Below are 9,816 nucleotides of genomic sequence, written 5' to 3' on the forward strand. Positions count from 1 at the left end.
GACGAGCAGGACGACGAAGGCGTAAGCGGGTGCCGCAGCCAGGAACTGGACGCCGACGAAGCGGGGGTAGGCAAACAGCGTGAGATCGAGCATCGGCCGTTGTGCTTGCCGCTCGACAACGACGAAGGCGACAAAACAGATGATAGAAGCGGCCAGAAGCGTGACGACGAGGGGATCAGCCCAGCCGCTCTGCGGCGCCTGGAGCACGCCATAGGTCAGCGACGCCAGCGCGATCGTGAAGGTGCCGGCTCCCGCCCAGTCGAGGCCCGTCGCATCCGGGTCGCGCGATTCCCTGATGGTGCGCAGGCCGAGCATGGCGGCGGCAATCGCGAGTGCCGCAACCAGAAGAAAGATCGACCGCCAGCCGAATGCGGAGATAAGCAGGCCCGACGCGATCGGGCCGAAGGCGAGGCCGATGCCGAAACTGGTGCCGAGGAAGCTGAAGGCGCGCAGCCGCAATGGCCCTTCGAATTCCTGGGCGAGTGCCGAGGCGCCGCCAGCGAAGGCGGCCGCACTGCCGATCCCCTGCACGGCCCGGAAGATGTCGAACCAGATGATGTCCGGCGCCAGCATCGCGCCCAGTGATGCCAGGATATAGAGGGAGAGGCCGACGAGGAAGAGGCGCTTGCGGCCGTGGTTGTCGGCCAGGGCGCCCGACGCCATCAGGGTGGCGCCGAAGGTCAGCATGAAGGCGTTGGTCACCCAGTTGAGCTCGATGGGACTGCCGCCGAGATCGGCCGCGATGCGCGACAGAGCGACGGCCGGACCGGTGAAGGTCAATGGCATCGTCATCGCGGCAAGGCACACGGACAAGAGCACGAGCCATCTCTCGGCAGAGCCGGTTGTGGTCCTGGAAGTCATGGATTTTCCTATCTGAAACAGCACTCGCCGGTGGGCCGCGCGATTGCGGAGCCGGTCGTGATGACAAGATAGGTCGTCGGCATTTCAGGAAGAATAGTGTTATATCTCCTGGTATATCGGACTGAAACGCTCGAATGGAATGACACGATGGATCGTCTCAACGGGCTCCTGGCCTTTGCCCGCACCGCCGAATTCGGCAATTTCGTCGCTGCCGGACGGGCGCTTGGCATCTCGGCTTCCGCTGTCGGCAAAAGTGTCGCCCGGCTCGAGCAGGAACTCGGCGTGCGGCTCCTGCAGCGCAGCACGCGGCGCATTGGCCTGACGGAAGAGGGCAAGCTGTTCAACGAGCGGGTGCGCCGCATCCTCGACGACATCGACGATGCCGAGGCGATGCTGTCGCGGACACGGGAAACACCGCGTGGGCGGCTGCGCATATCCACCCCGATCGTCACCTATCATCTGTTGCTGCCGGTGTTGTCGGAGTTCATGGCCCGCTATCCCGAGATCGAACTCGACATCGATTTCAACGACCGGATCGTCGACGTCATCGACGAGGGCATCGATGTCGCGATCCGCAGCGGCGAGCTGCCTGATTCGCGCCTCGTGTCGAGACCCGTTGCGCCCTTCCGCATGCTGCTGTGCGCGGCGCCCTCCTACCTCGAGCGCCATGGCACACCCGGCGAGCCGGCGGATCTCATCAGGCATTTCGGCATAAACTTCCGCTTCCTCAACAGCGGCAGGCTGCTGGAGTGGCCGTTCATAACCGGAAGCGCTGAACCGCAGATCCGCTCGATGCTGACCTGCAACAACATGGAAGCATTGAAGGGCGCCACGATCGCCGGCCTCGGCATCGCCTGCATGCCGGATTTCCTGGTGCGTGAGGCGCTGCACGAAGACAGGCTGCGTACCGTTCTCGACGGTCATGTCGACGGCCGTGGCCAGTTCCGGATGCTGTGGCCTTCCAACCGCCATTTGTCGCCGAAGGTGCGCGTGTTCGTCGATTTCCTTCCCGATCGCCTTGCGGCGCGCTAGGCGTTCATCGCATAATATGACAGTGATAGTCATGTTTGTGTGGAAGCGCTTGAGCGGCTGTGGCATGCCGCTGACCGCGGGGGCGCTGCGGCGCTTGCCCCGAACTGTTGCATAGGACTTGAATGATGGACCAATTGAGCGCGCAAACCCGGATCAGCGACGCGGCGATCAGGTCGGTGATGGACCGGCTGCGCGCCGAGCACAGCGAATTCGAGATCGACACCGGCGTCGCCGACCAATGGGAGCTTCGCCTCTATTATGGTTCGTTGAGCGCCACGCTCGATGATGAAAGCGTACTGATCCGCGTCGCGGCGTCCGACGAAACCTGCCTGTCCTACATGAAGATGACGGTTGCCGGCCATGTCGCCGAACATCTCGGCACGACCAGGGGCATTCATTGGCAAGGCGACGGCGTTGACGCCGGCACGCCGGTCTTCTTCCGCGAGATCACGGTGATGTCGTCGACGCGGATTTCGGCGCATATGCAGCGTCTGCGCTTCGCCGGCAAGGATCTCGGCCGGTTCAGCCATGGCGGCCTGCACATGCGGCTGCTGCTGCCGCCGGCTGGCCGCCAGCCGCTCTGGCCGACGATGGGCGCCGACGGCCTGATTGTCTGGCCTTCGGGCGACGATGCTCTTGCCGTGCGGGTCTACACGATCCGGGCGCTGGATGCCGCAAGCGGCTGGCTCGATGTCGATTTCGTGCTGCACCCCGGCCAGGAGACGCCCGCCGCCAGCTTCGCGCAAAATGCACGGGCGGGAGATGTCATCGGCATGATCGGACCCGGTGGCGGCGACGCTCCGGTGGCGCAGACCTTGCTTCTGCTCGGCGACGACACAGCACTTCCCGCCATAGGCAGGATTCTGGAAGATCTGCCGCCGTCAACACGCGCTGAGGCGCTGATCGAGATCGATGGGCCGGACGACCGGATGGCGCTGGCGCAAGGGGATAATATCGACATCACCTGGCTTTACCGGCACGGCCGCGAGGCCGGCACCGCGGGCCTGTTGTCCGCCGCCTTGCGCGAGCGCAAGCACATGGCGCTTGCCGACGGCCTGTACGTCTGGGTCGGTTGCGAATTTGGCGATTTCCGGGAGATCCGCAAGATCGTGCGCAAACAGTGGGGCCTGCCGCGCGACCGCCACCTGGTTACGGCCTACTGGCGCCGGGACGCGCACAGCGTGGGCGAGGGCGGCGAGGACTAGCCGCTGCCTATTGCCTGACGCTTCTCGCCACCAGCCGCGCGACGCTCGGGCCGATCAGCAGCACGATCAGGAAGCGTGCTGATTGCAGCGCCATGACGAAAGAGATGTCGACGTTCTGCGCTGCTGCAGCGATGATGGCGATGCTGTCCATGCCGCCGGGGCTGGTCGCCAGATAGGCGGTCAGCGGATCGATGCCCAGGAGATGGCTGATCATGAAGGCAAGGCCGCCGCAAAAGGCGATCAAGGCCACGATCGAGGCGATGATCTGCGGCAAGGCGCGCGCCGCATGGCGCAGGATCGCCCTTGTGAAGTTCAGGCCGATCGACCAGCCGACCATGGCGTAGCTGACGGCCAGCAGCCATTGCGGCAATTGCATTTCCACGCCCAAGCCGAGATGGACGACGGTGCCGAAGATGAAGGTGCCGAGGAAGAAGGGCGAGGGCAGTCGGCACAACTTTCCCGCCAGGCCGCCTACGACCGCGATGCCGATGGTGGCGGCGAAGGCTTGGGCATCGATCGGCGGAAACCAGACGATGGCGGGGATTTCGACCTCAGACGTGTCGACCCACATCTTGGCAACGAGTGCCGCCGTCATCGAGACGAAGATGACGCGCAGATATTGCATGAAAGCGACGAGCCGCTGATCGGCGCCGAAGGCACCCGCCATCAGCACCATGGCGGTGGCCGCACCCGGCGACGAGCCCCAGACGGCGGTGGTGCCGGGCAGGATGCGCCAGCGGCTGATCAGCCAGCCGAGCAGGCTGGAGGCTGTGACGGTGGCCACCACGACGCCGAGAAACAGCGGCCATTCCTGGGTGAAGACCGGAAAGATGTCGGCCGAGATCGACGCCGCGACGAGGCAGCCGACGATCGCCTGGGCGGCGCCGAACAGAAGACGCGGCACGCGCACCGTGGCGCCATTGGTGCCGGCGACGATGGCGGCCAGCATCGGCCCGATCAGCAGCGCCGCCGGCAGGGCGGCGAGTTCCAGCGCGCCGGCAAACAGCAAGGAAACAACCAGCAGGGCAAGCCACTGCCAGAGCTTGCGCATCCGCGCCATGCGCTCGAGTGTGGGCAGGTCCGGGGAGGGCTGCTCGGCCGAGGAATCCATGTTTCGCTCTTAGACCCGCAGGGCGAAAAATGCGAACCGCGATTCACAGAAAAATGATTGTTTCACCCGCCCAGGTGTCGAGTAACAGGTCTCACAAGCCGGCGTTGAACCGTTGCTCGATCTCATTGCGACCCATGCGGTCGAAATCGTCGGGGACGGAAAACTGGCCGGCCATAAAACCGACCCGTCGCGCCTGCAGCGTCGGCTGTTCGATCGGCACGATTCTGGCCAACGGCTTGCCGGCTTTGGCAATAACAAACGACTCGCCTTGGGCTGCACGTCTCACAAGGCGCGACAGATGAGCTTTCGCATCGCGAATGTTTACTGTCTGCGTCAAAGATTGCTCCTCAAAATTGGCATCGAACTCACCCCGTCTTGCTGTCGGCTAGGCCGAAGCCGCCGACGGGGTGGGTCTCGACCTGGAATTCGAAGCCGGCGATGAACGGCCGCGCCTTGGCGATCGCTGCCTGGACTTCGGGAAGCTGCAGCGAGGCCTTGTGGCTTTCGGCGTCGGTCCACACTTCGGTGACCCAGATCGCGTCGGCATCGGCGGGATCGCGCGCGATGATATAGCTCAGGCAGCCCGACAGGGCGCCGGTGCTGGCGCGCAGGAGGTCCATGACCGCGTCGCGCTGGCCGCGCGACGCCCGCATCTTGCCGATCAGTCCGTACATTCCGTTGTCTCCTTTGAGGTTTTCGACAAGAGCGTGCAGATCGCCAGTATGGCGATAGCCGTTCAAGGCATCAACTGGCCGCCATTCACCTCGATCACCTGGCCGGTGATGTAGCCGCTGAGAAGGTCGGAAGAGAGGAACAGATAGGCGCCGACGCAATCCTGCGCCGTGCCGGCGCGTCCCTGCGGAATGGTGGCGACCATGCCCTTGATCTGCTCGTCGGTCGAATAGCGCTCGTGGAACGGGGTGAGAATGGTGCCGGGCGCCACCGCGTTGACGCGGATGCCGAAGCCGATCAGCTCCTTTGCCATGCCGCGCGTCACATTGGAGACGAAAGCCTTGGCAGAGCCGTAAAGCCCGGCGCCGCCGCCGGCACCATTGCGGGCGGCGATCGAGGAGGTGTTGACGATGAAGCCGCCCTGTTTCTTCAGCCACGGGATCGCCTTGCGCGAAGCAGTCAGCACCGAACGGGCGTTGAGGTCCATCACCGCATCGTAATGCGCCTCGGTCTGCTCGGCATAGGGGATGCGGCCGAGCATGCCGCCGGCATTGTTGACCAGCCCGTCGAGGCGGCCGAAATATTGCGCACTGTCCTCGACGACGCGCTCGACATCGGCGGCAACGGAGAAATCGCCCTGGACGAGAAACACCTCGCCGCCCTTGTCGGCAATCGTCAGGCCGAGCTTCTCGGCGGCGTCGCGGCTCGAGTTATAATGCAGCGCCACCTTGCATTTCTGCGCTGCATAGGCCAGCGCGAGCGCCGCCCCGATGCCGGTCGATGCACCGGTAACCAGCACTGCCTTGCCGGCAAGATCGGGTATGCTGAGTGTGGTGGCTGGCACGGTTCTTCCTCCGGGATGTCTGCCTGCCCTTCGTAGGCCCTTGCCACCCCGGTGTTCAAGCCTTGGAGCAATTCAAGGAAAAGTGTGAGCGCTTTCCCCGGGGGATTTGCGTCAAACAAACCGCTCTACGGACGCAGATAGGCGTAACCCTGGCCTTGCAGTTCGGCGAGTTTGACGACGCCGCCCTTGTCGGCGGCATGAAATCCGGCGAGCAGGTCGGGGAGTGTGATGTCCATGCCGTGCATGGTGTTGGCGCAGGCGTGGGGTTCCAATCCCTGCTGCACCAGGCCGGCGAAGCGCCCGGAAATCGCGGCCGATATGCCTTTCGACTTGAAGGCCGCGAGCGCGGGACCATGCACGACCAGCACGATGTCGACCTTGCCGCCGGTGCCTTCATAATGGTTCTTGATGTTGCCGAGCACGAAATTGACCTTGTCGGTGTCGCTCAAGTGGTAGGCGACTTTTTGCCTTGTGGGCTCGGTGGCGGCTGCCTGTGCTGCCCGCAGACCGAGAAGCGTTCCGGTTCCGGCAAGAACCGTGCGGAACATGTCGCGCCGGCGCATGGCATCCTCCTCCGCTTGGCGGCTGACCGCGAATTGCGTGACTCCAGCCGCAATACTAGCATAAATTGCCGTTGCGTCCTTTCGATGCGGAGGAGAGGTCACATGGCGTTGAAGGAATGGGCGTTTGGGTTGGGGGAATGGAAGACGGTTGCCGGCGCCGGGTTTTGCGCCGTGCTGCTCGGCGCGCTTGCCGGATCGGCCTCCGCCGACGATGCGCTGAAGCTTACCGAACTCAGTCCGAACGGCGCTGATGCCTGTTTCGGCCGCGTCTATGATGGGGCGCATCTCAAGGCGCACCCGAAGCAGAAGGTGGCGCGGATCTTCTTCTACTACGGCCATGATCCGGTCAGCCGGCCGAACGAGGAACCGACCGGGAATTCCGACACGTCCTACAATGCCTTCATCGCCACCACCGTGCGCGGCGCCAAGTCGCCTGAATGGGCCGGCGGCTGGTGCAATCATGCTTCCGAGGACGGCAAGACGGGCCCGGTCCATTGCGGCATGGAATGCGACCGGACGCTTGCGTCGCTGAAGGTCGATGACAAGGGTCGGCTGTTCCTCTCGGATCTGCAGCCCGACATCTATCTCGATGCCGGATCAGAAGAGGAGCTTGGCGCAGCGGAATATGACAGGCGGGCGCTCGGCTCGGAGGATGACAATTTCCGCCTCGACCCGATGCCGGCAGCGACCTGCCAGGCGGAGTTCGCGCGCATCGACCCAGTCGCCGCTGCGCTCGGAGCTCCGCTACGCGAGCGGCTGAAGCCGGACCAGGCGTTCTGCTATGGGCGCGACTACGATGCAGCGCATCTCGGCTCGCACCCCGATCAACTCACCCAGTCGATCCGGGTTTTCCGCGGCAAGGTAGAACTGGCGTCCTTCGCCTCGGGCGGTGACACCGCCAATTGGCCAGACGGCGCCGACATTGCCGTTACCGTCACCACACGGCAGAAATCGGCCAAGGTGACGCAGACCTATTCCTGCCAGGGCGAAGCCGACCAGTGGCGCTGCGCGGCCAGCACGAAGATGAGCAATTTCTCCTGCGACATCGCGCAGAAGGAGATTTTCCTCAAGCGTGGCGCCAACGGCACGATGATGCTGGCCAACCCAAACAGCGCGCTTGCAATCGTCGACCTGTGTTCGAAGGCGGACGCCGGAAAGACGAAATCCGACGACAAGGTCTATCGGCTGCAGCCGATGCCGCAATCGGCCTGCTCGCCTTGAGCTTCAATGGAGGGCGCGAATGGATAAGGCAAAAGTCTTTTGGTCTGGCGGATCGCAAGCAGTACGCATGCCGAAGAAATACCGTTTCGATACCGGCGAGATTTCAATCCTTCGCGAGGGCCGAGCGGTCGTTCTCGAACCGCTTGCGCAGGATTGGGTCTGGCTCGACAGTTTGACCGGGCCACTTGACGACGATTTTGTTGAGGCAGCTTTGGAAGGCCGATAGAGACTGGCGGCGCAGACCATAGGATCCATGCGTGACATCTGAGCGCTGCTGCGGTGCAGAATTCTGTTCCGCTGCACTCTACGGACAAGGTCGCGGCATGGATCTTCGGGTCTCCGCGACGGAGCTTCGCTCCTGCTTCGCCCGTGGATGACGAAGTCGAGAAGCTTCGGTTAATTTTCCCAAGTCGCTACAGGAAATCGCCTCAGGCAAACGGCACGGCGGTTGTGCCCTTCGGCAGCTTGGCCTCGTCGTCGGGCTCGACGTGGATGGTGACGCGCACCGAGGGGATTTCGGCCTTCAGCGCGTCCTCGATGCGGTCGCAGATGACATGGCTGGCGCCGACCGACATGTCTGCGTCGACGACCAGATGAAACTCGATGAAGGTGGCGCGGCCGGCGATGCGCGTCTTGAGGTCGTGCACTTCAAGCGCGCCCTTGCAGTTGGCCGAGATGACGTCGCGGATGCGCATGTGCTCCTGGGTGTCGACGGCGCGGTCCATCAGCCCGTTCATCGACGAGCCGATGACATGCCAGCCCTGCCACAGAATGTTCAGCGCCACGAGGACGGCAAGTGCGGGGTCGAGGATCTGCCAGCCGGTCAGGATCGCCCCGACCAGGCCGCCGAAGACCCCGATCGAGGTCACCACGTCGGTCATGATGTGGTTGCCGTCGGCGACCAGTGCCGGTGATTTCTCCGCCCTGCCGGCGCGGATCAGCGTCCAGGCCCAGAAGGCGTTGATAATCGTGGCAACGCCGTTGACCGCAAGACCTTCCCAAGGCTGTTCCAAGGGTGACGGAGTCTGCCAGGAGCGCCAGACCTCGTTGAGGATCAATAGCGCGGCAAGCACGATCAACACGCCTTCCAGCACTGCCGAGAAATACTCGGCCTTGTGATGGCCGAAGGGATGATCCTGGTCGGCCGGCTTGTGGCTGATCTGGATCGCCCAGAAGGCGGCGACCGAGGCGATGACGTTGACGATCGATTCCAGTGCGTCCGAATAGAGTGCGACTGAGCCGGTGACGTACCAGGCGGCAGCTTTCAGCGCGAGCACGACAAAGGCGACGATAATCGACCAGAAGGCGAGGTTCGCGACCTTGCGCTTCGCGGCCGCCTTGGCCGCGATCGCCATCGTGTTCTCGGCTTCGGCCATGATCGTCAGGCGGCCTTTTCCTTGGCCTTGCGCGGCAGGTGGGCGACGATGTTCTCGATGATGCGCATGCCGGCATTGTGCCCGAGCGTCATGATCGATTCCGGGTGGAATTGCACTGCGGCGATCGGCTCCTTGCGGTGCTCGAAGGCCATGATGACGCCGTCCTCGGTCTCGGCCGTGACGATGAAATCGTCGGGCAGCCGCACCGGATCGGCAAAGATCGAGTGGTAGCGGCCGACGGTGACTTCCTTGGGCAGGCCGGAGAAGATGATGCCGGGCTTGGAGACGCGGATGCGCGACGGCTTGCCGTGCATCGGTATGTGCAGCTGCCGCAGTTCGCCGCCATAGGCCTCGGCCAATGCCTGCAGGCCAAGGCAGACGCCGAAGATCGGCAGTTCGCGGGCGCGCGCCTTCTTGATGGTTGCGGCGCAATCGAAGTCCTTCGGCGTGCCGGGGCCGGGCGACAGCACGACGAGGTCGGGTTTCAGCCGGTCGAAGACTTCCTCATGCACCGGCGAGCGAACGGTCGAGACGTTGGCGCCGGTCTGGCGAAAATAATTGGCCAGCGTGTGGACGAAACTGTCCTCGTGGTCGACCAGCAGGATGTTGACGCCGTCGCCGACGCGCGCGGTGGTGCGCTCGGTGCTGGCGGAATTGCCTGTCTTGGCGTCGCGGATGGCGGAGAGCATGGCGGATGCCTTCAGTTCGGTTTCGGCTTCTTCTTCCTCGGGAATGCTGTCGAACAGCAATGTGGCGCCGGCGCGCACTTCGGCAATGCCGTCCTTGATACGGATGGTGCGGAGCGTCAGGCCGGTGTTCATGTCGCCGTTGAAATTGACCATGCCGATCGCGCCGCCATACCAGGCGCGCGGGCTCTTCTCGTTCTGCTCGATAAAGCGAATGGCCCATAGCTTCAGCGCGCCGGTGACGG

The 9,816-nt window shown here is 63.8% G+C and carries 12 protein-coding genes; 4 read left to right on the forward strand and 8 right to left on the reverse strand.

What is annotated here, in order from left to right; translation table 11 throughout:
* Positions 1 to 861, reverse strand: an 861-nt coding sequence (locus EN879_RS12585; RefSeq protein ID WP_127274073.1) for an MFS transporter, incomplete at its 3' end; no start/stop codon positions are given.
* Positions 862 to 1,008: 147 nt separating this feature from the next.
* On the opposite strand from EN879_RS12585, the gene EN879_RS12590 reads away from it, so the two are divergent.
* The gene (locus EN879_RS12590) at positions 1,009 to 1,893 is read left to right on the forward strand and encodes a LysR family transcriptional regulator (protein ID WP_013529929.1); all 885 of its coding nucleotides are present in this window, start codon (positions 1,009 to 1,011) and stop codon (positions 1,891 to 1,893) included.
* A gap of 125 nt (positions 1,894 to 2,018) precedes the next feature.
* Entirely contained in the window at positions 2,019 to 3,098 is a 1,080-nt protein-coding gene (locus EN879_RS12595) for a siderophore-interacting protein (protein ID WP_063170323.1), read from the forward strand.
* 7 nt (positions 3,099 to 3,105) lie between these two features.
* Here EN879_RS12595 and EN879_RS12600 read toward each other — a convergent pair whose 3' ends face one another.
* The 5 genes from EN879_RS12600 to EN879_RS12620 all read right to left on the reverse strand — a co-directional run bounded on the left by EN879_RS12600 (position 3,106) and on the right by EN879_RS12620 (position 6,288).
* Complete coding sequence (locus EN879_RS12600; RefSeq protein ID WP_063168864.1) at positions 3,106 to 4,209, reverse strand: AbrB family transcriptional regulator; 1,104 nt, start codon at positions 4,207 to 4,209, stop codon at positions 3,106 to 3,108.
* Positions 4,210 to 4,300: 91 nt separating this feature from the next.
* Positions 4,301 to 4,546, reverse strand: coding sequence for a type II toxin-antitoxin system Phd/YefM family antitoxin (locus EN879_RS12605; RefSeq protein ID WP_013529932.1), 246 nt, complete (start codon positions 4,544 to 4,546; stop codon positions 4,301 to 4,303).
* Between the two features lie 28 nt (positions 4,547 to 4,574).
* Positions 4,575 to 4,883, reverse strand: coding sequence for a putative quinol monooxygenase (locus tag EN879_RS12610; protein WP_063168863.1), 309 nt, complete (start codon positions 4,881 to 4,883; stop codon positions 4,575 to 4,577).
* 62 nt (positions 4,884 to 4,945) lie between these two features.
* Positions 4,946 to 5,725 carry an SDR family oxidoreductase gene (locus tag EN879_RS12615; protein WP_013529934.1) on the reverse strand — a complete coding sequence of 260 codons (780 nt, stop codon included), beginning with the start codon at positions 5,723 to 5,725 and terminating at the stop codon, positions 4,946 to 4,948.
* 125 nt (positions 5,726 to 5,850) lie between these two features.
* Positions 5,851 to 6,288, reverse strand: coding sequence for a DsrE family protein (locus EN879_RS12620; protein WP_013529935.1), 438 nt, complete (start codon positions 6,286 to 6,288; stop codon positions 5,851 to 5,853).
* Positions 6,289 to 6,390: 102 nt separating this feature from the next.
* Between EN879_RS12620 and EN879_RS12625 the strand changes: the two genes are divergently transcribed.
* On the forward strand, positions 6,391 to 7,509 hold the full coding sequence (locus EN879_RS12625) for a hypothetical protein (RefSeq protein ID WP_013529936.1): 1,119 nt from the start codon (positions 6,391 to 6,393) through the stop codon (positions 7,507 to 7,509).
* A 19-nt stretch (positions 7,510 to 7,528) separates the two neighbouring features.
* A complete protein-coding gene (locus tag EN879_RS12630; protein ID WP_013529937.1) occupies positions 7,529 to 7,735 on the forward strand; it encodes an AbrB/MazE/SpoVT family DNA-binding domain-containing protein in 207 nt (68 codons plus the stop codon).
* 202 nt (positions 7,736 to 7,937) lie between these two features.
* On the opposite strand, the gene EN879_RS12635 is transcribed toward EN879_RS12630, so the two are convergent.
* A complete protein-coding gene (locus tag EN879_RS12635) occupies positions 7,938 to 8,885 on the reverse strand; it encodes a cation diffusion facilitator family transporter (RefSeq protein WP_013529938.1) in 948 nt (315 codons plus the stop codon).
* Positions 8,886 to 8,890: 5 nt separating this feature from the next.
* A partial coding sequence (locus tag EN879_RS12640; protein WP_164774389.1) for a chorismate-binding protein occupies positions 8,891 to 9,816 on the reverse strand: 926 nt, incomplete at its 5' end.

The sequence above is a fragment of the Mesorhizobium sp. M7A.F.Ca.AU.002.02.1.1 genome (assembly GCF_003998535.1).
GTDB lineage: Bacteria > Pseudomonadota > Alphaproteobacteria > Rhizobiales > Rhizobiaceae > Mesorhizobium > Mesorhizobium ciceri.

Excerpts from the sequence above, each read along its gene's own strand:
- EN879_RS12590 (WP_013529929.1), top strand. The coding sequence starts at position 1,009 with ATGGATCGTCTCAACGGGCTCCTGGCCTTTGCCCGCACCGCCGAATTC.
- EN879_RS12595 (WP_063170323.1), top strand. The coding sequence starts at position 2,019 with ATGGACCAATTGAGCGCGCAAACCCGGATCAGCGACGCGGCGATCAGG.
- EN879_RS12600 (WP_063168864.1), bottom strand. The coding sequence starts at position 4,209 with ATGGATTCCTCGGCCGAGCAGCCCTCCCCGGACCTGCCCACACTCGAG.
- EN879_RS12610 (WP_063168863.1), bottom strand. The coding sequence starts at position 4,883 with ATGTACGGACTGATCGGCAAGATGCGGGCGTCGCGCGGCCAGCGCGAC.
- EN879_RS12620 (WP_013529935.1), bottom strand. The coding sequence starts at position 6,288 with ATGCGCCGGCGCGACATGTTCCGCACGGTTCTTGCCGGAACCGGAACG.
- EN879_RS12625 (WP_013529936.1), top strand. The coding sequence starts at position 6,391 with ATGGCGTTGAAGGAATGGGCGTTTGGGTTGGGGGAATGGAAGACGGTT.
- EN879_RS12630 (WP_013529937.1), top strand. The coding sequence starts at position 7,529 with ATGGATAAGGCAAAAGTCTTTTGGTCTGGCGGATCGCAAGCAGTACGC.
- EN879_RS12635 (WP_013529938.1), bottom strand. The coding sequence starts at position 8,885 with ATGGCCGAAGCCGAGAACACGATGGCGATCGCGGCCAAGGCGGCCGCG.